Below are 22546 nucleotides of genomic sequence, written 5' to 3' on the forward strand. Positions count from 1 at the left end.
GTGGCATCATCGGGATCAACCTTGAGGCGCTTCTCTCTAGTATTGTGTCCATTTTCTGATGCAAGTTACAAGATTTGGGCGAGGTAGGCCCTCGATTTGTGCGTCCTGCTTTCAGGGCCCTGAATGGAAGGACTTGGGGCTCAGCATTCGACAAGATTGGCGGAAAGTGTGTATTCGCTGCAAGCGCGAGATCGCAACTACTGTTCTGTCAAACCAGACGTTCAAAAGCTCCTTGCAATAAGTCACCACATTGAGCGAAGTGCGACTGCAACCCGTTTAAAACCGATTTATCCGGCCAAATCTGCGAGCAATTTTCTTGCTATTGCCTGGTCTTCGGGGCAGTCGCCTTCGGCGATACCTTTGTGGACGGGGGTAAGAATGGCAATGGCTTCGTAGTTCCGGCCTTGTTCTTGCCAAAGGTGGGCTAGGTCAATCGCTGCGCGCAGTTCCCAGAGTTTCCCACCTTGTTGACGGGCAAAATCGAGGCTGCTGACAAGGTATTTCTCGGAGGCTCTTGTGTCGTCAGCAGCTATTGCTGCTTGCAGCCTGTATAGGCTCGATAAGGCGTTGTTCTCGCCCGTCTTTTCGATCATGTCCTGCACCTCACCCGCCAGCTCAACAGCGCAGTTCCGATGGCCTAGCCTTAGAACTGATCGAGCAAAATCAATGTGAAGGTGAGTTATGTTTGCTTTGAACTTTGTGGCCGCAAGATTCTCATGCGCTTTGCGATATCTTTCGATGCTGGTTTCGTCACCATTTCGCGCCGCAACAATTTCGGTCATCACTGGTAAGAAAGCCAGCCAGAGGCCCAGATTATGTTCATGAGCAACCGGCGCTATTTCGTTCAGGCACCGCTCCAAGTCAGAACTGTCCCCAGCAATCAGGCTGTATACGGGCCGCATCATCAGCACATAGCTTATTGTCGGAATGTGACCGGTTGATTTGGCCAGGATTTCCGCGTTGTCGATGTGAGTATTTGCGCGGATCGTTTGTCCTAAGACTAGCAAGTTCACTGCTTTAAAAAAATGGGCCGTTACGCCGATATCTTGCCCAAACTGGCTGGCCAGCCCGGCATGCGCGACGGGGTCATAGTTTGCAAGGGCGATATCCAAATGATGGCCCGACTGCACATAATTTCCCAAGAACCAGCGCGACGCACCCGCAACCCGGTTGGCGACCACCATTTGAGGCGTTTTTGGTGAGTTTTCGGTAAGTTCGACAAGCGCTTCCGCGCTGCGTAACGCATCTGAGTGCTGCCCTCTGGTTCCCGCGCCAACCCACAATCCGTAAAGTATCGAATACCGCATCGGAGTTTCGCCAACCTTGTCCGCGAAACCTAACGCTTTCTCGAACGCTTCCAGTGTTTCGTCGGCTGCGTGGCCCTTGCGGGAAAGAAAGGCCATGCTGAGAGGCACTTGCAGTGCAAGCGCACGTTCAAACGGCGGGGTTTCGCTGTGCTCCAATTGGGGAGTGATCAAAGTAATCGCCCGGCCAAGGTGTGAAATCGCCTCATCAAAGGCCGGTTTTGCGATGGCGGCTTTGCTCGCCGTTTCCCAGAAGTCGATGGCGCGGCCTGTTAGGTTTGCGGCTTCGGCATGAACGGCAAGAAGTTCTGGTGCGCTGTCGGCGTCGGCTTCCAGTGCGTTCAGAATGCTAGTGTGGACGTCACGTCGTCGCGTTTTCAAAAGACTTTCATATGCGGCATCACGAACCAGAGCGTGCTTGAACAGATATGTCGCCTCGGGTGGTATACCTCGCCGGTAGATCAACTCGGCTGCGATAAGGTCGTCCATAGCCTCGGACAATTTTGCGTCTGGAAGAGGTGAGATTTGCGACAGCAGCTCGTGGCTGAATTCCCGCCCAATGCACGCGGCAGTTTGCGCCACTTCTTTGATCGGGGTCAAACGATCCAGGCGCGCCATCAGGCTGTCATGCAGCGTGGCAGGGATGGCGATGGCACTGAGGGGGCCATCTAGCACAAAGCAGCCGCCTTCTTTCTTCAGCGTGCCGGATTCCAAGATGGTTTTGGTCAGTTCCTCGACAAATAGAGGTACACCGTCGGTACGCTGCCCGATGATCTCCATGATCTCATCCGGAAGTGCTTTACCGCCGGTCAGCTTGGAAACGATTGACCCAATCTGATCTGTGCCCAGACGATTCAACGCGAACTTTGTAACGATGGGATGCCCACCAAAACCATGCTCGTACGTTGGACGGGCTGTTGCAAGAATCATGACCGGCTGATCGGTGATCTGGTCCAACAAGATATCCAGCAGTTCTTGCGAAGTTGGGTCGACCCAGTGCAGGTCTTCGAACACGATCAGAACGGGCTGTTCTGCGGCTTGCCTGACCAGCAATTCAGTTAGCGCTTTCATTGTCTGGGCACGCTGCTGCGCTGGCGTCAGGTCCAATGCGCCGTAGCGCGCCTCACTATCGAGCCCCAACAGGGGCACCACCAGCCGAAGCGTATCCTGATCCGCGCCAAGCAGCGCTTCCAGCTTATCCAACCGTACATCAGCGCTGTCCGACGGGGTGAAGCCGGCTGCAAAAGCCATCTGTTGTGTGATCGGATAGAAGGCGGTGTCCGCGTGATAGGGTGAGCACTGGAAGGTGATCCGAGTGTGGTTGTCGTTGGCGACTTCGTCGATGATCGCCCGGGTGATGCGAGATTTGCCGATGCCCGCCTCGCCACTGACGATGACCATCTGTCCTTGACCTGACTTGGCCAATGCCCAACGTTCGGTCATCAGCGCTATCTCCCGCTCACGCCCGACGATGGGTGTCACGGCACCTGCTTGGTGGGCAGCGAAGCGGCTTTGAACAGAAGCTTCACCATTCACAAGAAAGGCGTCGACGGGGCCGCTGATGCCTTTCAGATCTTGCCCACCGAGAGGGGAAAGATCGAAGATCGCGCCCAACAAGCGCTGCGTTTCCTTGGCCACGACCAGTTGGTTCAGGCTTGCCACCCCCTGCAGACGCGCGGCGAGATTTGGGGTTTCACCGACCACCGCCGCCTCTTGCGTGGCGCCGCTGCCGATCAGGTCGCCAACAATGACGACACCAGTTGCGATGCCGACGCGGGTGGACAGGGACGCCCCATCGGGGGCGGTGATTTTCCTGACGTCGTCGATGATCGACAGGCCTGCGCGTACGGCGCGTTCGGCGTCGTCCTCGTTAGCGCGTGGCCAACCGAAGTAGCACAGCACGCCATCACCCATGAACTTGGCGACAAAACCCTCAAAGCGGCTGACGACGCCAGCGACGGTGTTCTGATAGGAGGTGATGACATTTCGCATGTCTTCCGCGTCTACACGTGTCGCCAACTCGGTCGAACCGACAAGGTCGACAAACATTACCGTCAGGTGGCGGCGTTCTGCTTCGGAGGGTGTCCCAGTGTTAACACTCTGTGGATTTGAGGCAGGCATGTCCGGGACGGTTTGGACCGTCTCAGTCATTTGGTTAAGCAATGCCACAGCGCTGAGCATTTTCCGGCGGTGCCCAACCGAAGTGACTCCAATATCTTTCAGATCTTCTGATGTCAGCTCTGCCAGAAGCTCAGTGTCGATGTCATTATCGCGAAATGCGCGTTCGTATTGGCGTAAGCCAAGGTCCGCCAACCATTTCCCGATATCTATCATCAAACGCTCACAGCTTCCACGCTCACACAAATTGGTTGTCTGTTGTAGCGCCGAGAAAACGAATTTGTCGATGTAAAACTCACGGATGCAAAGTTCCGGCTAACGTCTATGTGTTGCGTTGGGATGCTGCACCGAGTTCGAACGGCCGCTTTATGAGTACCGTCTTGGCTGACGTAAAGGTCGGTTGTGGGCCGTCCGCGAGGACGGCCCTTGTGGTTAGATTCAAACGGCTTCCGATATAGCCAACGCGTCTTCCAGTTCGACACCAAGATATCGAACGGTGCTATCCATCTCGTGTGGCCGAGCAAAAGCTGCACCGCTCGCAAGTTTCCAGTCTTGCGATAGATGTGCGCAACCTTGGTTCTCCGCATCGAATGCGTGCCAAATGATGTTGGATCAAGCCCAATGGATTTGACCCAATCGCGAACCAAGCGTGCGTATTGACGGGTCGAAATGTGCAACCGTTCGTGAAAACGTCCGGGCCACAGGTATTCCGAACCAACCATCAGCGGCTCCTCCATCCATCGCAGAATAGATTTGCGCGTGCCCTCGGTGATTTCAAACCGCACAGATCGCTGCGTTTTGCTTTGGATAATCGAAGCCCGTTCCTTGACCTGGCCAGAGGCGTAGATGTCGGCAACCTTCAGCTTTACTAGGTCACACTCGCGAAGCTTGCTGTCGATGGCAAGGTTGAACAAAGCCAGATCACGGTGCTTGTCGGCGATTTCCAGCCGCACGCGGATGGCCCAGACATGTTTCGTGTATCAGAGGGGTTTTTGCCCGACGACGCGACCCTTGTTCCAAGCAGGGTGGCAGGCTCGAATGGCAGGGAAGTTTGCAATGGTCATGATGGTTCCTCCCATCCACCACGTTCCACCACAGCGCCAACCAAACGCTGGCAACTCAAGATAACAAACTCGCGTGCATCTGCGGAGAAGGTCAGGTGAGAGCCCGGAGTCATCGATGCTGCACTCGCGTCGAATGTCTCCTTCCGACCAGTCGATTGCTTTCAGGCTTTGAGTGACCACTACCATGCCGCTTTGTAGATATTCAGCGCATCTGCTTCAGTGAGTTTGCGTGGGTTGTTCACAAGCAAACGGGTTTGGTTCATGGCATCGGAAGCCAGCTTCGGCAAGACATCCTGCGGGATATTCATTTCGCGCAAGGTTTGTTGTAGACCACAGCGTTTTGACAGGGCAGCCATAGCTTCACAGAACGCATTTGCGCGCTCTTGTTCATCCGTGATCTTGGTCAGTTTTGGAAAGGCAAAAGGCGCGATCGCGGCGTAGGGTTCGGGAGCGACCTTGGCGTTGAAGCGCAAAACGTATGGCAGCACCAACGCGTTTGACAGACCGTGTGGCACATGGAAATGCCCGCCAATCGGGTAGGCTAGCGCATGCACCGCTGCGACTGGTGAGTTGGCAAACGCCTGCCCCGCCATCATCGAACCAAGCAGCATATCCGAGCGCGCCTTAATATCATTACCTGAGTGAACCGCAGTCTCCAGAGATGCACCCATCAAGTGCAAGGCTTCAGTTGCAAGGTTGCGCGAGATCGGGTTGTTGTTTGCATTTGTCGAGGCATAAGCCTCGATGGCATGCACCATCGCGTCGATCCCTGTAGCCGCCGTAATATGCGGGGGCAGGCCGAGTGTTAGTTCGGGGTCAAGCAGAGCGATGTCGGGCAAGATCACTGGCGAAACCACACCCATTTTCTCGCTTTTGCCTGTCGTGACAATCGAGATGGGTGTGACTTCTGATCCGGTGCCTGACGTAGTTGGAACAAGAATAAGCGGTAGGCGCGGCCCCTTAGCGTTGCCAACTCCGTAGACATCTTTCAGGCTTTCGTTGCCTGTCGCGAGCAAGGCCGCGAGCTTTGCCACATCAAGTGATGAACCGCCACCAAGTCCAATGACACCTTGCGCTTTGCAATCAAGCGCCATCTGCGCGCAAAGGTTAACAATGCTTTCTGGCGGATCGGCTTTGACATCCATATAGAGGGTGACGTCTACACTTGCGCCTTTCAGCGAGGCTAACGCTTTGTCTACGATACCCGTGGCCAACATTCCCTGATCGGTGACCAACAACACACGCGTTCCGATCTCGTTTGCGACCATATCCCCTAGCTGCGCCAGTAGCCCTGCACCAAAACGTATGCTTGCAGACGTATTGAAATTAAACGGTGTCACGTGGCACTCCTCTTGAAAAAAGAAAACTCAACTGACGACTGTGATGACAACTACGGCACTAACCACAATCCACGGTAGACGCATGAGTTCAAGTTCTTGAATGTCGGTGTCTCGGATCGGGACTTACAATCGGCATTATGCCTCCGCTGAGAACGTCTGCAAGGTCTGAAAAACGCCGCTATTGTCGAAATGTTCGGAGCACAAAAGCTCAACCAATGCACCTTTGTATGATTGTCGCGAACGGATAGAAGCTGACTTTGGTGCGGACAAACTAGACTTTGCCCTCGGAGAAACTAAGGTCTGCTCAGCACTCCTTTCGGACGAAGTCATGTGATTGAAAAGTGGTGTCTTCTCGATTGAAGTTGCTGAAAAATCGGTGCCGTGCATGATCATGAAAACTGATCATGAGATTGAAGATGATAAAAAGCCGGATCACACTCAAGCAGCTCGAAGCCTTCTCATTTGTTGTGGACATGGGAACCTTTAGAGCAGCAGCCGCTGCCCTTGGCACAACTCAACCCAACATCTCATCGCGGATCTCTGCATTAGAAGCTGCCTTAGATGTCACGCTTCTTTATCGCGACGCCGGTTCCGTACGTCTGACCACCAAAGGCAAAGATCTTCTTGAGCGGACGCGGGACGTGCTTCGGGCGGGAGAGGCGTTGCTGGAAGCGGCGGGTCGGCAGGAGCTTATCAAAGAACGTTTACGGCTTGGTGTGACAGAACTGGTCGCCTGTACTTGGCTTCAACCCTTCCTCCGTCAGCTGCGGCGAGAATATCCCAACCTTCGGGTTGAACTTCAGGTCGACTTGTCTCGCCAAATCGAAGAGCGCCTTCGAGAAGGGCAGCTTGACCTTGCCCTTCAGAATGCCCCGTTTGTTTCGCGGACGTCGGGCGAAAGAATGCTTTCCAGCGAAACATATGTCTGGGTGGCGAATGAAGAAGTTGTAGATGGCCTTGCGGAGGGAGCCTCGGTCGGGCGTTTCTTTGACCGCGCTGTCTTGACCCATGCGCGCCACACGGCCGCGGGGAATGCCTTGCATGAATTGGCGAGAGAGCGTGGGTACGATGCTGGCAAGATCGTCCATTCCAGCGCGTTGTCAGCGTGTCTGCCGATGGTCAGTGAGGGGATGGGTGTGGCGCTTCTTCCAAGGTCGCTTGTGCAAGGCGAGTTGGACGCAGGTCGGTTGAAATCGCCCATTTCGGATTGGACTGCGCCGCCTTTGACATTTTTCGCGCGCTTCAACTCAAATCGGGCGCCACGGTTTGTCGAAAAGGCGAGTGACATTGCGGCTACTATTCGGCCGAGTGCAACGGAGGATAAATTAAATCTATAGGGTGTAGAAAATCAATTGATTTGAATTCTAATCTGCCATGGTCCCATATCGACATACTGATCTTGTGCGCATGTGGAGAGACAGATGAAGGCAGAACCTATTCGAGTGGGCGTCGATATTGGCGGCACATTCACAGATGTCGTTCTGGAAAAGGTCGGCGAACAGTATTCGGTGAAAGTCCTGACGACCTATGCGGCTCCCGAAAACGCGATCATCGACGGAATACATCAGGTCTGCGCCAAGGCGGGCGTAGAGCCTTCGCAGATCGAACAGATCATTCATGGGACCACATTGGCCACCAACGCGCTGATTGAGCGACGCGGTGCCAAAACGGCTTTGATCACGACGGAAGGTTTCCGCGATGTGATCGAGATGCGTACCGAAAGCCGGTTTGAGCAGTATGATCTGAACCTCAGCCTTCCTGATCCGCTGTTGCCGCGTCAGATGCGATTCACCGTCCCCGGACGCGTGAATGCCAAAGGAGAAATCCTGGTAGAGCTTGAGCGTGCAGATGTCGAAGCCGTTGTGGATCGCATTGCAGAAGCCGGCTTCGAAAGCGTCGCGGTTGGCTTGATCCACTCTTACCTTAACCCCAAGCATGAGCAGTTGGTGCGTGAGGTTTTGGCAGAGAGGCTGCCCAACGTGTCGGTGTCCATCTCGTCCGAGGTATCGCCGCAGATGCGTGAATACGAACGTTTCAACACTGTCGTGGCCAACGCGTATATCAAACCGCTGATGGCCTCCTACCTTGGACGGCTGGAGGATCGGCTGCGCGGCGAAGGTGTCGCCTGTCGTATTTTCCTGATGCATTCTGGTGGTGGGATAATCTCGATCCAGAATGCGGCCGATTTTCCGGTGCGACTGGTAGAAAGTGGGCTGAGCGGGTGGTGCGGTCTTCGCGGCCCACATAGCGGCCCGTTATGGCCTGGACAAAGTGCTGTCATTCGACATGGGCGGGACCACGGCGAAGATCTGTCTCATCAAAAACCAGACGCCAAAAACCAGTCGTGTCTTTGAGGTCGCGCGCACCTACCGGTTCAAGAAGGGGTCAGGCATGCCGATTTCGATTCCGGTGATCGACATGGTGGAGATTGGCGCGGGCGGCGGCAGCCTCGCCCATTTGGACGGCATGCGGCAAATCCGTGTGGGCCCCGAAAGTGCCGGATCCGAGCCGGGGCCTGCCTGCTACGGGCGCGGAGGTGAACGCCCAGGTGTGACGGATGCAGACCTTGTTCTGGGCAAACTGGACCCGGATAACTTCGCTGGAGGCTCGATCACCCTTCATCCCGATCAATCAAAACAAGCGTTGAGCGCGTACGTCGGAGACACTCTGGACATGGACGCGGTCGAGGCGGCCTTTGGCGTGGCCGAAGTAGTCGATGAAAACATGGCCAATGCGGCGCGTGTCCATGCAGTCGAGAATGGCGAAGACCTGAGCGAGTACACTATGATCGCCTTTGGGGGGGCCGCCCCTTACATGCTGGGCGTCTTTGCGAAAAACTCGGGGTTGAGCGGCTGCTTGTACCGCCCGGCGCGGGTGTCGGCTCTGCCATTGGATTCCTGCGCGCGCCCTTCAGCTTTGAGGCCAATCGTTCAGTCTACATGAAGCTGAGCGATTTCGATGCGGACAAAATTAAGGGCCTCCTGACCGATCTCAAGGCTGAAGCGACAGGCTTCGTGCGCACCTGCGACGAAGTCAGCCCGATCCTTTCAGAATTCAAGGTCTACATGCGCTACACCGGTCAGGGTTGGGAAATCCCGGTTGACCTCACCGAAGAGCAGGTGATGAATCCGGACGCGGTTACATTTGAAGCACGGTTCTGAAGAGGATTACACCAAGCTTTTCGGTCGTCCCGTCGCAGGCATGGATATCGAGATTACCGTCTGGTCGGTGAACGCCACGACACCGCCCGAAGTCGTCGGGCGCATTGAAACGACAGACGGCAGCACGCCTGTCGCTCTAAACGGTACGAGGCAGCTCTTTGATGCGGCGTCCAGCAAATACCTCGATGCCCATGTCATTGACAGAAGTCTCATGGAGGCAGGCCAGCGCGCACATGGACCAGCCGCCGTGACCGAAGCTGAGACGACCATTATCGTGCCCGCCAGTCGGGATGCCATCTGCCAACCGGACGGTTGTATCGACATCGTGGCGAAGGGAGCTGTCCAATGACCCAAGAACACTCGAAAGTCGCCTATCAGGTTATGTGGAACCGCCTGATTTCTGTCGTAGAAGAACAAGCACAGGCGCTGGTGCGCACGGCCTTCTCGACTTCAGTGCGCGAAGCCGGGGACTTGTCGGCAGGCGTTTATGACACCCATGGCAACATGCTGGCGCAGGCGGTCACGGGCACCCCGGGCCATGTCAACGCAATGGCCGATGCGGTTGCGCATTTCATTCGTCGGATTGGGCGACAGAACATGTTTGAGGGCGATGTCTACATCACCAATGATCCGTGGGAAGGCACAGGCCACCTGCATGACATCACGATGGTCACGCCCTCGTTCCACAATGGCACTTTGGTCGGCTGCTTTGCTTGCACGGCGCATATTGTGGATATCGGGGGGCGTGGCTTCGGGGCGGACGCGCAGAGCGTTTATGAGGAAGGGCTCTACATACCGATCATGAAGTTCGCAGATCGTGGTGAGGTCGACGAAACTCTGGTGCGGATCATACGCGGAAACGTGCGCGAACCGGATCAGTTGATCGGTGACATCTATGCTCTTGCCACATCCAACGAGATTGGCCACCGACGCCTGATCGACATGATGGAAGAGTTCGCCCTTGACCATTTGGACGGTATCGCAAATTTCATCCTCGAAAACTCGCGCCGCGCAACAATTGAGGCGATTGCAGCTCTGCCACAGACCTCTGCCACCGGCGAGATGACGATGGACGGCTTTGATGTGCCTATCACGCTGAAGGTGAAGATCAGCGTCGAAGGAGACCGTATCGTCACCGACTTCACTGGAACCTCTGGTCTCGACAAAAAGGGCATCAACTGCCCGCTCGTCTACACCAAGGCCTATGCCTGCTATGCGCTCAAAGTGGCGATCGCGCCAGAAATTCCAAATAACGCTGCCTCGCTCGCACCATTTGAAATCACAGCGCCCATAAACTCCATCGTCAACGCGCTGCACCCCGCGCCGGTCGCTCTGCGTCACATCGTGGGGCATTTTGTGCCGGACGCGGTCTACGACGCCTTTGACAAGATCGTTCCCGGTTTGGTGCCTGCCGAAGGCGCAGGATGTCTTTGCAATTTCCAGGTCAGCCTGCGCCCGCGCAGCGATGCACCGGCACCCGCGGACGCGCGCCGGTCCGAGGTTTTGACCTTCAACTCGGGTGGCTCTGGTGCACGGCCCGAACACGACGGCATGAACGCGACAGCCTTCCCATCGGGCGTGATGACGATGCCCATCGAGGCCACGGAACACGCAGGTCCCGTCATCATCTGGCGCAAGGAATTGCGCCCCGACAGCGGCGGCGCAGGCAAGACGCGCGGCGGTTTGGGGCAGTACATGGAAGTCGGCGCGCAGGAAGGTCACGAGTTTGACATCCAAGCCATGTTTGACCGCAGCCAGCACCCCGCTCGGGGCCGTCGAGGCGGCCAGAACGGCGCACCAACGACCATCGCTCAAGACGATGGATCGGCCATGCGGGTCAAGGGCAAGCAGTTCGTCCCACACGGGCGTAAGGTGGTGATGGCCTTTCCGGGAGGCGCTGGCTACGGCGATCCATTGGGCCGCCCAAAAGAGCTTGTGAAACGCGATCTGGCGCGGGGATATATTTCTGAAGAAACGGCTCGGACAGACTATGGTCTGTTAGAGGAGGACATCGCGGCGGTGCAATTAGCTGTCGCAAGGGGGGAACAGATATGAGCAACCAAAGTCCATCAAAGCAAAGTTATGACGTGATCATCATCGGAGGCGCCATCATGGGCGCTTCGACCGCGTGGTTCTTGTCGGACAACAAAGACTTCAACGGCTCGGTCCTTGTCGTTGAACGGGACATGACCTTTGAAAACTGCTCCACTACGCACACTAACTCCTGCATGCGACAACAATTCTCAGCCGAGTTGAACGTCCGTATCAGCCAGTTCGCTGCCGACTTCGTAAAGAATATCCGCAGCTATATGGGCGGCGATGAACGCATACCGGAACTCAGCATCCGCTCTTTCGGTTACATGTACTTTGCGGACAACGACGGCTTTGCCGACGTGCTGCGTGAAAGTCAGCAGGTGCAACTGGCTGCCGGTGCTGCCACTCAGCTTATGACGCCCGAAGAGATCAAGGCCGCTTATCCCTTTTACAATGTTGATGACATCGTGCTGGGGTCTATCAACCTGGTGGACGAAGGGTATTGGGACGGGGGCGCCGTAAATGACTGGTGGCGACGCCAAAGCCGCGAGCGTGGTGTCGAATGGGTCCAGAACGAAGTAGTGGCGATCACCCGCAACGCCGCCGGAACACAGGTCGAAAGCGTCACTCTTGCCTCAGGCGAGGTGGTCGCCTGCGGTCAGGTCGTCAATGCCTCGGGTCCCCGTGCTGCGCGCACCGCCCAGATGGCGGGCATCGACGTGCCGGTCGAGCCGCGCAAGCGCTATTCTTGGATTTTCAAAGCCGAACAACCACTTGATCAGGACCTGCCGTTGACGATTGACCCGTCAGGTGTGCACGTCCGCGAAAACGGCGGTGGGACATATCAGTGTGGCGGGCATTCCGACTATGACCCGGCTGTGGAATTTGACGACTACGCGATGGATCACTCGATGTGGGAAAGCCACGTTTGGCCCATCCTTGCGACCCGTATCCCGCAATTCGAGGCGATCAAAGTGCAATCCGAATGGGGCGGACACTACGCAATGAACACCTTTGATCACAACGCGATCATGGGACCGCACACAGAGCTTTCGAACTTCATCTTTCTCAATGGTTTCTCCGGTCACGGGCTTCAGCAGTCGCCCGCGATGGGGCGCGGGACTGCCGAATGGCTGACCTATGGCGAATACCGCGCTCTTGATCTGTCACCGTTCCATTTCGAGCGGATCCCGGCAAATAGGTCGATCATCGAGAAAGCCATTATCTGATGAAACTACCAGCCAATTCCTTCACCCGCGCCATTGCGGCGGGAGAGAAACAAGTCGGCCTTTGGATCAGCCTGTGCAGCAACTTCGCCGCAGAGGTGGTATCAACCGCTGGATACGACTGGGCGCTGATCGACATGGAACACAGCGCCAACGATTACTTTAGCGTGCTGGGTCAGCTTCAGGCCTTTGCGGGGTCTCCGACCACGGCCCTTGTGCGTGTGGAATGGAACGACGCAGTCGCCGCCAAGCGGCTGTTGGATCTGGGTGCGCCGGGCCTTTTGTTTCCGATGATCCAATCAGTTCAAGAGGCCGAACAAGCGGTTGCCGCAACACGCTACCCGCCTCGCGGCATTCGCGGAGTGTCTGGTGTGACGCGGGCAACAGCCTTTGGGCGCGTTTCCGACTATGTGGCGCGGGTTGAGGAAGAAACCGCTGTTCTCTTGCAACTGGAAACTCGCGCTGCCGTAGAACAAGCCGAAGCGATTGGCGCGGTTGATGGTGTCAGTGGCATCTTCTTTGGACCCGCAGACATTGCCGCCGATATTGGCAAACTCGGAAAACCGATGGACCCGGATGTTTGGGCCTTGATCAAACCTGCAGCGCAAAAGCTGATTGCCAAAGGTATGCCGGTCGGCACCTTGGTCACGAACCCCGCTTTTGCGGCTGACCTTTTGAACGAAGGCTTCACCTTTGTGGCTATTGCGACAGACACGGGGCTTCTGGCGCGGGCCGCCGATGCGGCCTTGGCGAAAACAAAAGGCGCGTTGCGATGAGCTTTGCCGCGTCGCGATTGGCACCGGTCAAGCCGTCCGCTTCCGCCTGGGTCAGCCAGGCTGCGAAAGAGGCCAAGGCGCGCGGTGAAGATGTGATTGATCTTGGTCTTGGCGAGCCGGATTTCGACACGCCCGACCATATCAAAGAGGCCGCACATCAGGCAGCTCTCAGAGGCGAGACAAAGTATCCGCCCACGAATGGCACGCTCGTGATGCGGCAGGCCGTCGTGGACAAACTCAAACGCGAAAACGCTCTGGACTACGCGTTAAACGAAGTAATCGTGTCGAACGGGGCCAAACAGGTGCTGTTCAATGCCTTCATGGCCACGCTGGAGCCGGGCGACGAAGTGCTGCTCTGCGCGCCCTATTTCGGTCAGTACAAGGACATCGTGGTCATCCTCGGCGGTGTACCGGTGCCGCTGGAATGTCCGGCTGAGGCTGGCTTTCTCCTGACGCCCGACCAATTGCGTGACGCCATCACACCCAAGACCCGTTGGCTGCTCTTGAACCAGCCGTCGAACCCGTCGGGCGCGGTTTATTCAGATGCCCAGATTGCGGCACTAGGCGATGTGTTGGCCGATTATGAACGCGTGCTGGTCCTGTCGGATGAGATCTATGAACACATACTGTTTGATGGGCGCGTGTTCAGATCGTTTGCGGCGCTTTGCCCGGATTTGAAAGACCGCACCTTGACGGTCAACGGCGTGTCCAAAGCTTATGCCATGACGGGTTGGCGCATCGGCTATGGTGCTGGGCACAGAGATCTGATCACGGCGATGACCAAGGTGCAAAGCCAAATCTCGTCAGGAGCGTGCTCCATTGCCCAAGCTGCTGCCGCGGTCGCATTGAACGGGCCGCAAGATGATGTCCGCGCCTTTTGCCAGGCGTTCGAGGCGCGCCGTGATCTTGTGGTCGCGCGTGTGGCGCAGATTCCGGACTTGACGCTCGACGCACCCGGCGGCGCGTTTTACGGCCTGATAGGCTGCGCTGGTCTGATCGGGGCCAAAACCCCTCAGGGCGAGACGCTTGCAAACGATACAGATGTCACAGCATATCTTCTTAAAGCTGCTGGTGTCGCCGCCGTTCCCGGCAACGCCTATGACCTTTCGCCGTTTTTTCGAATTTCAACAGCTGCCTCGGAAGAGGTGTTGGGCACTGCGATGGATCGCATCTCCCGCGCTGTTGCCGACCTAAAAGGACCCAATAAATGAAAAAGCTAGTCCTCACCGGCGCTGCTGGCCGCCTTGGCTCGTACTTGCGGGAACCGTTGTCACAACTTTGCGATGAATTCGTCTCGTCGGACATTGCCGACAACGTTTCCAACCTCGCGCAGAATGAAACCTACGTTAAGGCGGACATCACCGACCTTGATGCCATGACGACGCTTCTGGAAGGGGCGGATATGGTGGTGCATTTCGGGGCTGTGGGCGATGAAGCGCCCATGGACGTGCTATGGGGGCCGAACTTCTACGGAGCCTATACCGTGTGGGAGGCCGCTTATCGCAACAAGCTGCGCCGGGTTGTCTATGCCTCGTCCATCCACGCGGTTGGCATGCACAAGAAAACGGATTTCATTGGCATTGATGCCCCACACAAACCCGACACCTTCTACGGGCTTGCCAAGTGCTTTGCCGAAGACCTCGCCTCTCTCTACTGGGATAAACGTGGGTTGGAATCCGTCTGCATGCGCATCCTGTCTTGCGCGCAGCCGACCAATTCACGCGCTGTGGGGACCTGGCTCAGCTATGACGACCTGATCCACATGGTCGAACGCGCGATCAACACGCCCATCACAGGCTTCAGCGTGGTTTACGGCGTATCAAACAACGACCGAGCGCCAGTCGATAACGCCAAGGCACAGCACCTCGGCTACCGTCCCAAGGACAACGGCGAGCAATTCGCCGCAGAAATCTATTCCACAGATGGCCCGCTCGATCCTCACGATCCCGCCAACACACACCACGGTGGCCCATTTGCTGCCGTTGAGCTCGGCAATAGCGGCATGGCCCATCTAAACCTCGACACGGACGATACCGGAAAGCACTAAGCACATAGAAAAAGTTGCTCTGATCAAAGCAGGTGGCTCCGGCGTGTGTGCAGACAGCGCGCGCGCCTTAGCCGCAGATGGCTTCAAAGCCGGAATTCTGTCGTCTTGACAGACCTGTTTATCCTGCGTGGCGTCCCCGTTTACATAGAGCCAGGGTCACCTTGGGAGAATGGATGCTGCGAAAACTTCAATGCCGGGCTTCGTGATGAACTGCTCAATGGCGAAATCTTCTACAGCTTGCGGGAAACACAAATCCTGATCGAGAAATGGAGGAAACACTACCAAACCAAACGACCCCACAGTGCTCTGGGCTGCCGTCCACCGGCTCCGGAAGCCATCGTCCCGATGGAACCGAGGCCAATCATGCACTAACATTCAAACTGGACCACTCAGGTGGGGCGGATCAGAAACGGGTCATCCACCACTTTCTTCGGTCAGAAAGTCAGAAGTCCATTCGCTGCGCGTCTACTTCCAGGCAAAAGCGGGTTGGTCAAAATGTGAGACCCGGGTTGTCTTGCCTCGCAGCGCAATCTCGCGAAACTGATAGAGAATGGCAGCCGTGGGCGCATACATGTAGTGCCCCAAAGTCGGGAAGAAGGCAGACAAAACCGGATGATCGCCGTTGTCGCTGTCCTGAAGCCTGGGAATGTCGGGGCTGTCCAGCTCGCGCAAAGGCAAGTGGAACACCTGTGCAACCTCTGAAGGATCAGGACATAACTGCACCTTTCCAGGGGCCCACACCACAATCGGAGAAACCCGGAACCCGGATCTGGTCGGAAACTGGTCAAGCTGACCAAGGACGTCATCTGCACCCAAATCTAGCCCCAGTTCTTCGTGCAGTTCCCTGAGGGCGGCATCGACTTCGAGTTCACCTTCGTCCTGGCGACCGCCGGGCAAAGCATACTGACCGCCGTGGCGGTTAAGTTTCGGAGGTCTCAATGTCATCAGCACACAGGCCTCACCGGTTTCCTTGTGCTCGGTTACTACGATTGCAACAGCGGCATCTCGCAATCCAGGCTGTTCTACGGTCATGGCCTTAAAGCCTCCAAGGTTGGCCTGGAACCGAGACAACAGATCAGAGCTGAACACATAGGATTGCAAGAGACGATCCAATCTTCAGGTTTATGGGCCCGATGGCATTTACTCATCGCAATAGAGGACACACAAGGCATGAGCGACGACCAGAAAACCCGCCACAACTCATTCTTGCATCTTGCGACAGCAGATGCACTTAATGCTAGTGAATTGATGTCTGAGGGTTGATCTCGCCGAAGCCTCTCTCCCTATGAGGAGAGGCATTCAGGAGGTAATGCAAACTTATGGGCAAATCGTGCAAATTTATGCGCAATCGCCGCGCAAAATTATGGGCGAGAAGCGTGGTTTTTTTCCTTTAGATTCAATGATCGGTGTGCAGCGTTTTGCGCACACCTATACATATTGAGGGGACTTGCATACTACTTCTCAAAGTACTTGTGTATTCGTTCGATTCTGTGCGGAAGGATTTAGCCCTCCACTACAGGATAGTATGGCTGTCCCCAGTTTTCCTCTGGATGATCCATAATGATGTCGATGAATATCGGCATCAAGAAAGCCAAGATGGCTGCTCCGTCTCGGACTTGCTCGCGGTTCGCCGAACTGTTCCAAGTAGCTCCACCATGCACTAGCTGGTTGCGCAGAACGTAAAGTCGTTCAAACAGCTTTCCTAATACTTGTGCGCTGTCCTGCGCTTGTATTGCATGGGCGAATGCACGCGAAGACTTTACAAATCGCAGCTCCCAATCGTCAAACCCCGGCTTGCCGTTGTGATGGTGCCAGAACGCATTGAAGATGTACTTGTTGCTCATAAGGCTCCGGATGGGTCCAGAAAATTTCATCCATATCGCATCATAGATTAGCCTTTCGTCATCCAGCGACACCAACTTTGCAAAGAAATCAGTGAATGTTGCCCGCTCACTAGATGCGTATTCATCAAAGGCATCTTCTTTAGCATATGCCGCATTGAACGCGATCCAGAGAAAGATAAACTGGGCGTCATCGTCGCCTTCAACCGCTTCAGCTCTCCCCAACCAGCTTAGGGATCGATGGACTCGTAGACCGAGATCTTCCGGAAACTCTTCACGAATTTTGCGCTGTTTTGTCTTCAGCCCCGAATGATCAAGATCGAATGCCATGCTTCCTCCAATGAACTCTAAGGCGCAATGCCAGAACCGCCCAACGTTACGCGTTGCAAGCCCGAGATAGCGGCTGAGGCATAAGTCTGCTTTCGAGTTGGTGTCAGGGATCTGTTTGAATTCGCCAAATCCTGTTGCAGTCACTTTCCGAATGCATCGGCAGGCTCAGTAAATTCTCCAAGGTCGTGGTTGTTCACCCGGCTGAATAACGCTCCGTGGTTCACAAGTCATGCAAAACAGAGTTTTTGATTTTTTGCCAAATGAATTGTAGCAGTGGATGACACATCAGTATGAGGCTACCATGGAAGTTGATGTATCCAGGCTTTTGCATTTGGTTGAAACGCTCGAGCAGTCCGGCGCCAACGGTGAGACCGTCGACAAGGTTTTGAAAAATTCTGGGCTGACACGGAAAGATTTGGCGCCGACCGCGAAAAGCTTTTCGTACAAGAAGGAAGTCCTCTTCGTTCGAGAAGCCAGTGAGGCTCTGCGAGATCTAACATTTGGGGCTCGAGCAGGTCTGAATTGGAAGGTTTCAAATAGTCTTACGGGATACATCAGCAAATACTCCAAGGACCTTAGAGCCGCCATCGAAAACACTGCTAGGTTTCACGAGATCATTGATCCGGCAGTTCAGTACGATCTAAGGATTTCTGGAAACTTCGCAGCATTCGAAGTCAGGTGGAAAGATGCAAGCTATGCCAAGTTCCATCGCCATACCGAATTCCTGATGTTCGCGGTTCTGTCAAGAATGCGTGCTATTTCGCAATCAAGTTTCTATCCGATTGAAATTCGTTTTCAGCATGAAGTCAGAAGGTCAGCTGGCGACTTTCAAAAGCTGGCTGGCTTCCCTGTGATCTTTGGTGCAGAGACTTTGGAAATGATCTTACCTCTGGCGGTTCTGGACCTTCCCATTCCAACCTATGACTTGCGGCTCAGAGAACACCTTACTGAGTATGGAGAGCGGCTGCTTTCTGAACAGGGTAGAGTCAAGCAGACCCTCAGATCAAAAATCGAAGGCTTTCTAACTTCTGCCCTCCCAGCCAGAATGCTCACGTCAGACGAAGTTGCGGCAAGTGTCGGAATGAGTGCCCGCACATTTGCTCGTAGGCTGAATGAAGAAGGCACTAGTTTTAGAGATGTTGTTGACGAGCTGAGATTTGATCTGAGCAAGACGTTTATGAAGGATGACATGAGCTTGTCGGAGATCGCCTTTGCTTTGGGCTACGCAGACCAAGCTGCTTTTTCCACCGCCTTCAAACGTTGGACTGGTGTCTCACCGAGTAGTTTTAGGGCTCAAGACTAAGGTGATCGTTCCCTACCGCCCATTCCAGCTTCAAACTTTGGGCGGTTTCTCAAATACCTTTGGCAGGAAACCAAAAGTCTAGATCCGCGCTCGTCCATAGCTCCAGTCCAGTTACTGGAGATCAATATTGCTCGATTTTAAAGAAAGCACGTTGGCGGTCGTTGATGGCCCTCGATACATTGTCATTGATACCGAAACCACTGGTTTGAGCAATGATGCCCGAGTGGTTCAACTGAGCGCAGTTGACGTAACAATTCCCCTTCAATCCGCGAAGAAGGGAGAAATGATCTACGACGGGAATGTGCGCGCTATTGACATGCTGCTGAATCCAGAATGCGCCATCCCATCAAGGGCCAGCCGCATTCATGGAATTTACGACGAAGACGTGGAAGACAGTCCAACATTCAGCCACCGAGCTCACGAGATCGCTGAGTTCTTCGAAGGAGCCGTTCTGATCGGCCACAATGTCAGCTACGATTTGGCCAGATTGGAGTACGAATTCGAAAGAGCCGGAGTGCCATGGACTCAGCCAGAGTACATCTGCACTCTCGCTTTGGCTCGCCAGTTTTACGACTTCCCCAACAACAAACTAACTACGATTACTGATACTCTTGGTATTCCACACCATCCTCACGAGGCATTGAGCGATGCATTGGCAACGTTTCAGTTCTTGCATGTAATTGTCGCCAGCGGAAAAAACGTTCCTGGAGTAACAGACCGCCCAGATACCTTTGCTTTGGAGCCCGAGCTTAGACCGGGAGAGGAATACTATAAGCCTGACTTCTTGACCGGACATCCATTGGGCCAATTGACCAGAATGGGCGATGATCTATCCGGTGCGCATCTGGAAGAAGGCTGGCAGCAAACAGAAGGGTGGCTGGACGAGGTTCAAGGCAGTAGTCCACACTCACGTCATACGCTTGATCCCGAGCAACCAACTGCCAGAACGATCATTGTTTTGAAGGAGCCTCAGGGCAATGCCAATTCTTGGTTCTGGATGATTTTGGTCTCGTTTCTGATCGGTTTTGTCACCGTGTACGTTTTTACCGTCTAAGGATTTGGGCGTTTGCCAGGCTCGTATCCACAAAACTCTGTGGGTTTGGCAAAAAAACAAAAACCATTGGCAAGCGTTCGTAACAAATCCAGCTCTAGCGGTCATACCTAGCCCAAGATGCTCATTGCAAGTTTGAGCGCATCGCAAAATTTTTCTTGGAAGGCTTCATCAATGTTTGACGAAAATGGCCGCCTAACAGCAGAAGAAGCCAAGGGGCTGCGGACAGCAAAAGAATTGGAAGGCCATCTTGCCTGGCTTGATACGTTTACTCCAGCCGCGCTGGGTGTACTCGCCATCGCATCAGGCATTTACACCTACCTTGGTGTCTCCTCATTGCTGGAAGACAACGGCGCGATTTCGTTCTTTGCAGCTGTCGCCTACTCCATTGCGGTTTCGGTCGGCATTTTCGTTTTCTGGAGTTACATGCTGCGACTGCTGCCCTCCATGCGGTCAGCCGCTGGCTTCATCGGCCTCACCGTCTCCACAATGGTTGGGTCCATTGCAATCATAGCAATGTCGAGCTGGCTGAACGCAGCAGCTCTCGCTGGATCAGCCGCTGTAGAGCAGCATTTGGAAAACACGGTGCGCGACTACCAATCAGCCTTGGAGCAAGCGCACGACATCGCCTTGAGCGGTCAGGCATTGGGCCGCGAGGTGGAGCGCGCACAACAGAGCTTTGAAGAACTCGCGGAACTAGAACGATCTGGTGAGTTGTCTGGTACTGCTGGTCAAGGCGCTGTGTTCCGAGTGCTTACCCAAAAGTCCGAAGAACTCAGAAACCTGGAAGAGCAAATCGCATCTCAACAGCCATTGATCGAAGATGCCTTTCAAGATGGGAACGAAATCCTCGCGCGTATGCGCGAACTGACCGTCGCTCCGGGACCAGTTGATCGTAGATCGGTTCAGTTTTCGGAGGAAAGCGTCAAGCTGGCTGGAGTTCTCTCGCAGCTAAATCAATACAGTGTCGCTGCTCTAGTGGTGCGAGCCGCAGAAGACCTGCCTGCATCCGTTGTACTTCCTGAGCTGGACGGACGGAATTCGACAGTTCGAGATGCTCAATCTGCCACAATCAATTCCGTGCTTGATGCGCTTGATCAGCGAAGCCGAACTTTGAAGAACGCCGCCCAGGAAGTCCTGGAAATGGAACCGCCGGTTGAGACCGCCTACAATCCGATTTCAGCAGCGGATGCCGTCATACGTTATGCACACAATTTTGTTCCGTCCTGGGCCGGAGCAATCGCAATTGATCTGTTGCCTGCGGTCTTGGTCTTCGTGCTCGCCATTACTCAGGCTGCAATCAGAAGTGGTCGAGATGGAATGAGCATCGAGGAGACGCTCACGCTTGCCGACCTCAAGGCTGCCATGAATGCGATGAAGGATGTCGAGATCACGATGGGTGCCGCAGACGCGGCAATCCACGAACGAACGTCTTCATCCAAAAATGACACAGACCAAAACGCATGACGCGCTGGCTCCCAAAATTCGACCCACGGCATGGAATGCGAACAGTCTTGATCGTCCAACTTGGATTGGCCGGGCTGTTGATTGCAAACGAATTGGTCCCTGATCTTCCGAACGTGTTCCGGAAGCCAGTAGAGCTGCCTGTTGGTCCAGTGTCGCCTGGCGATCAAAGACGTGAATATCGAACCGACAGACCAAACCCTGGGCTTCTGACCGTGGACGAGCCGTCGGATATGCCGCTGCCAGACGAGTTTTCGGATCGCCTCAACTTCTCTCAATTGTCCGTCGATGGCATTGGTGAGGTCGTGTTGCTGTCAGGCGGTATCGAAGTCGGCGACGCTGAAAGATTCAAGGATTACTTGGATACCCTGCCGACCATTCCCCAAGTGGTCGCCTTGCACAGCCCAGGTGGAATTGTTGCCGAGGCTCAAGAGATTGGCCGCCTCATCAGAGAGCGGGGCCTTCAAACAGGAGCGTTTTCAAACGCGTTCTGCCTATCCAGCTGTCCATATGTTTTGGCGGCCGGAACGGAGCGTACGGTTTCCCTTCAATCAGTTGTTGGACTGCACCAGCATTACTATGAACAGCCGAAACTGCTGCCCGTGGTGTTTGCCGTAGAAGATATCCAAGTCAGCCAAGGCGAAACCATGGAGTACCTAATCGAGATGGGAGTGGATCCGTCTTTAATGATCTACTCGCTTCGAACTCCGCCGGAGGAGATCTACGCTTTGGTCGAAGACGAATTGATCGCGACACGCATTGCGACACAGATCATCAAGTAGGCTGCACTTTAGCGGCCGTAGGCTGAAAACGGCTCTACTTGCCCATGAACATATGTGTGCTGTCCGACAACAGATCGCTTCTATTTGAATTGGTAGGAGGCGCCGGACTCGAACCGGCTCGTGCACTCTAATCTGGAGCTACAGGGATATAAGCCCCGCCCGCATACCCATGCTGCCTCCCAAATGGGGTGGATGAACATCGACCTCACGATGATATTCGTTGGCACATCGGCGTCAGAGTTATCACCGAAGGCATAAGCGGGCGGTGGCGATAGGTGGTCATGGCGTCTCCGATGCAGACTGTTCCCGCATTTCGCTGGCACCAACCTCTTCCAAGTGTTTGACGAGCCGTTGCAAGCCCTCTTCGAGTTCAGCCCGAACAGCTGATCTGACGGCTTTAAAATCATCGTCTGGAAGATCGATCAGAACATCTTCGACCCGACGGTGTGAAACGCTATCCGGATCGAAGCCCGTCATCGGGAAGATGATGCGCATTGCGGTGCCGGTCCCCAAGAAGCGTCGGCTCTCCATTTCCAGATCGGAGTAAATCCGGCCAGTAGTTAGATCGAACAGGACCGTCTCGACGAGTTCCCTGTTTAAGATGCGGGCTTTGATTTCTTCAACGAGATCGTCGTTTCTGAAGTCTTGGAGTCGGCACGGCGTGTCAGTGTTCGGTGTGATTGTATCTGGCATTCTTACCTCCTT

The 22546-nt window shown here is 54.9% G+C and carries 19 protein-coding genes and 3 pseudogenes; 16 read left to right on the forward strand and 6 right to left on the reverse strand.

Translation table 11 applies throughout. The features are described from left to right. Nucleotides 1-287: 287 nt before the first annotated feature. The 3 genes and pseudogenes from ACZ1HE_RS21050 to ACZ1HE_RS21060 all read right to left on the reverse strand — a co-directional run bounded on the left by ACZ1HE_RS21050 (nucleotide 288) and on the right by ACZ1HE_RS21060 (nucleotide 5826). The gene (locus ACZ1HE_RS21050; RefSeq protein ID WP_472623985.1) at nucleotides 288-3638 is read right to left on the reverse strand and encodes an AAA family ATPase; all 3351 of its coding nucleotides are present in this window, start codon (nucleotides 3636-3638) and stop codon (nucleotides 288-290) included. 222 nt (nucleotides 3639-3860) lie between these two features. Next, nucleotides 3861-4381, reverse strand: a pseudogene (locus ACZ1HE_RS21055) (tyrosine-type recombinase/integrase). Nucleotides 4382-4665: 284 nt separating this feature from the next. Beyond that, nucleotides 4666-5826 (reverse strand): iron-containing alcohol dehydrogenase, encoded by a 1161-nt coding sequence (locus tag ACZ1HE_RS21060; RefSeq protein WP_472623987.1) that lies wholly within the window; start codon nucleotides 5824-5826, stop codon nucleotides 4666-4668. A 404-nt stretch (nucleotides 5827-6230) separates the two neighbouring features. Between ACZ1HE_RS21060 and ACZ1HE_RS21065 the strand changes: the two genes are divergently transcribed. From ACZ1HE_RS21065 to ACZ1HE_RS21120, 12 genes and pseudogenes are all read left to right on the forward strand, one after another. Beyond that, a complete protein-coding gene (locus tag ACZ1HE_RS21065; protein ID WP_472623989.1) occupies nucleotides 6231-7163 on the forward strand; it encodes a LysR family transcriptional regulator in 933 nt (310 codons plus the stop codon). 84 nt (nucleotides 7164-7247) lie between these two features. Further along, nucleotides 7248-8180, forward strand: a complete 933-nt coding sequence (locus tag ACZ1HE_RS21070; RefSeq protein ID WP_472623991.1) for a hydantoinase/oxoprolinase N-terminal domain-containing protein — start codon at nucleotides 7248-7250, stop codon at nucleotides 8178-8180. Then, entirely contained in the window at nucleotides 8098-8769 is a 672-nt protein-coding gene (locus ACZ1HE_RS21075) for a hydantoinase/oxoprolinase family protein (RefSeq protein ID WP_472623993.1), read from the forward strand. Before ACZ1HE_RS21070 ends, ACZ1HE_RS21075 begins: the two co-directional genes overlap by 83 nt. Beyond that, on the forward strand, nucleotides 8766-8987 hold the full coding sequence (locus tag ACZ1HE_RS21080; protein WP_472623995.1) for a hypothetical protein: 222 nt from the start codon (nucleotides 8766-8768) through the stop codon (nucleotides 8985-8987). Before ACZ1HE_RS21075 ends, ACZ1HE_RS21080 begins: the two co-directional genes overlap by 4 nt. Then, a complete protein-coding gene (locus ACZ1HE_RS21085) occupies nucleotides 8971-9336 on the forward strand; it encodes a hypothetical protein (protein ID WP_472623997.1) in 366 nt (121 codons plus the stop codon). The genes ACZ1HE_RS21080 and ACZ1HE_RS21085 overlap by 17 nt, the downstream gene beginning before the upstream one ends. Beyond that, the gene (locus tag ACZ1HE_RS21090) at nucleotides 9333-11042 is read left to right on the forward strand and encodes a hydantoinase B/oxoprolinase family protein (protein ID WP_472623999.1); all 1710 of its coding nucleotides are present in this window, start codon (nucleotides 9333-9335) and stop codon (nucleotides 11040-11042) included. Before ACZ1HE_RS21085 ends, ACZ1HE_RS21090 begins: the two co-directional genes overlap by 4 nt. After that, nucleotides 11039-12250: an NAD(P)/FAD-dependent oxidoreductase gene (locus ACZ1HE_RS21095; protein WP_472624001.1), complete on the forward strand. Its 1212-nt coding sequence runs from the start codon at nucleotides 11039-11041 to the stop codon at nucleotides 12248-12250. Before ACZ1HE_RS21090 ends, ACZ1HE_RS21095 begins: the two co-directional genes overlap by 4 nt. Further along, nucleotides 12250-13023, forward strand: a complete 774-nt coding sequence (locus ACZ1HE_RS21100) for an HpcH/HpaI aldolase family protein (RefSeq protein WP_472624003.1) — start codon at nucleotides 12250-12252, stop codon at nucleotides 13021-13023. The genes ACZ1HE_RS21095 and ACZ1HE_RS21100 overlap by 1 nt, the downstream gene beginning before the upstream one ends. Further along, on the forward strand, nucleotides 13020-14234 hold the full coding sequence (locus ACZ1HE_RS21105; RefSeq protein ID WP_472624005.1) for a pyridoxal phosphate-dependent aminotransferase: 1215 nt from the start codon (nucleotides 13020-13022) through the stop codon (nucleotides 14232-14234). Before ACZ1HE_RS21100 ends, ACZ1HE_RS21105 begins: the two co-directional genes overlap by 4 nt. Further along, entirely contained in the window at nucleotides 14231-15070 is an 840-nt protein-coding gene (locus tag ACZ1HE_RS21110; protein WP_108790146.1) for an NAD-dependent epimerase/dehydratase family protein, read from the forward strand. The genes ACZ1HE_RS21105 and ACZ1HE_RS21110 overlap by 4 nt, the downstream gene beginning before the upstream one ends. Nucleotides 15071-15074: 4 nt before the next feature. After that, a pseudogene (locus tag ACZ1HE_RS21115) lies at nucleotides 15075-15176 on the forward strand (SDR family oxidoreductase); the annotation flags it as partial. Next, nucleotides 15176-15442, forward strand: a pseudogene (locus tag ACZ1HE_RS21120) (integrase core domain-containing protein); the annotation flags it as partial. The pseudogenes ACZ1HE_RS21115 and ACZ1HE_RS21120, both read left to right, overlap by 1 nt. Before the next feature lie 93 nt (nucleotides 15443-15535). Here the strand turns inward: ACZ1HE_RS21120 and ACZ1HE_RS21125 are convergent. Then, complete coding sequence (locus tag ACZ1HE_RS21125; RefSeq protein ID WP_472624007.1) at nucleotides 15536-16102, reverse strand: NUDIX hydrolase; 567 nt, start codon at nucleotides 16100-16102, stop codon at nucleotides 15536-15538. A 470-nt stretch (nucleotides 16103-16572) separates the two neighbouring features. Then, a complete protein-coding gene (locus ACZ1HE_RS21130) occupies nucleotides 16573-17241 on the reverse strand; it encodes a hypothetical protein (protein ID WP_472624009.1) in 669 nt (222 codons plus the stop codon). A gap of 277 nt (nucleotides 17242-17518) precedes the next feature. On the opposite strand from ACZ1HE_RS21130, the gene ACZ1HE_RS21135 reads away from it, so the two are divergent. From ACZ1HE_RS21135 to ACZ1HE_RS21150, 4 genes are all read left to right on the forward strand, one after another. Beyond that, nucleotides 17519-18544, forward strand: a complete 1026-nt coding sequence (locus ACZ1HE_RS21135; protein WP_472624011.1) for a helix-turn-helix domain-containing protein — start codon at nucleotides 17519-17521, stop codon at nucleotides 18542-18544. Between the two features lie 127 nt (nucleotides 18545-18671). Then, entirely contained in the window at nucleotides 18672-19598 is a 927-nt protein-coding gene (locus tag ACZ1HE_RS21140; RefSeq protein WP_472624013.1) for a 3'-5' exonuclease, read from the forward strand. Between the two features lie 171 nt (nucleotides 19599-19769). After that, entirely contained in the window at nucleotides 19770-21062 is a 1293-nt protein-coding gene (locus ACZ1HE_RS21145) for a hypothetical protein (RefSeq protein ID WP_472624015.1), read from the forward strand. Nucleotides 21063-21097: 35 nt separating this feature from the next. Then, entirely contained in the window at nucleotides 21098-21841 is a 744-nt protein-coding gene (locus ACZ1HE_RS21150) for a COG3904 family protein (protein WP_472624017.1), read from the forward strand. A gap of 279 nt (nucleotides 21842-22120) precedes the next feature. Here the strand turns inward: ACZ1HE_RS21150 and ACZ1HE_RS21155 are convergent, their stop codons facing one another. Next, entirely contained in the window at nucleotides 22121-22534 is a 414-nt protein-coding gene (locus tag ACZ1HE_RS21155) for a hypothetical protein (RefSeq protein WP_472624019.1), read from the reverse strand. Nucleotides 22535-22546: the final 12 nt, after the last annotated feature.

It is taken from the genome of Falsiruegeria sp. JB4-1 (assembly GCF_055693495.1).

Bases quoted from the DNA above. Each gene is read 5' to 3' on its own strand.
- ACZ1HE_RS21050 (WP_472623985.1), bottom strand. From the start codon at position 3,638: ATGATAGATATCGGGAAATGGTTGGCGGACCTTGGCTTACGCCAATAC.
- ACZ1HE_RS21065 (WP_472623989.1), top strand. From the start codon at position 6,231: ATGAGATTGAAGATGATAAAAAGCCGGATCACACTCAAGCAGCTCGAA.
- ACZ1HE_RS21070 (WP_472623991.1), top strand. From the start codon at position 7,248: ATGAAGGCAGAACCTATTCGAGTGGGCGTCGATATTGGCGGCACATTC.
- ACZ1HE_RS21080 (WP_472623995.1), top strand. From the start codon at position 8,766: ATGAAGCTGAGCGATTTCGATGCGGACAAAATTAAGGGCCTCCTGACC.
- ACZ1HE_RS21090 (WP_472623999.1), top strand. From the start codon at position 9,333: ATGACCCAAGAACACTCGAAAGTCGCCTATCAGGTTATGTGGAACCGC.
- ACZ1HE_RS21095 (WP_472624001.1), top strand. From the start codon at position 11,039: ATGAGCAACCAAAGTCCATCAAAGCAAAGTTATGACGTGATCATCATC.
- ACZ1HE_RS21100 (WP_472624003.1), top strand. From the start codon at position 12,250: ATGAAACTACCAGCCAATTCCTTCACCCGCGCCATTGCGGCGGGAGAG.
- ACZ1HE_RS21105 (WP_472624005.1), top strand. From the start codon at position 13,020: ATGAGCTTTGCCGCGTCGCGATTGGCACCGGTCAAGCCGTCCGCTTCC.
- ACZ1HE_RS21110 (WP_108790146.1), top strand. From the start codon at position 14,231: ATGAAAAAGCTAGTCCTCACCGGCGCTGCTGGCCGCCTTGGCTCGTAC.
- ACZ1HE_RS21125 (WP_472624007.1), bottom strand. From the start codon at position 16,102: ATGACCGTAGAACAGCCTGGATTGCGAGATGCCGCTGTTGCAATCGTA.
- ACZ1HE_RS21130 (WP_472624009.1), bottom strand. From the start codon at position 17,241: ATGGCATTCGATCTTGATCATTCGGGGCTGAAGACAAAACAGCGCAAA.
- ACZ1HE_RS21135 (WP_472624011.1), top strand. From the start codon at position 17,519: ATGACACATCAGTATGAGGCTACCATGGAAGTTGATGTATCCAGGCTT.
- ACZ1HE_RS21145 (WP_472624015.1), top strand. From the start codon at position 19,770: ATGTTTGACGAAAATGGCCGCCTAACAGCAGAAGAAGCCAAGGGGCTG.
- ACZ1HE_RS21150 (WP_472624017.1), top strand. From the start codon at position 21,098: ATGCGAACAGTCTTGATCGTCCAACTTGGATTGGCCGGGCTGTTGATT.
- ACZ1HE_RS21155 (WP_472624019.1), bottom strand. From the start codon at position 22,534: ATGCCAGATACAATCACACCGAACACTGACACGCCGTGCCGACTCCAA.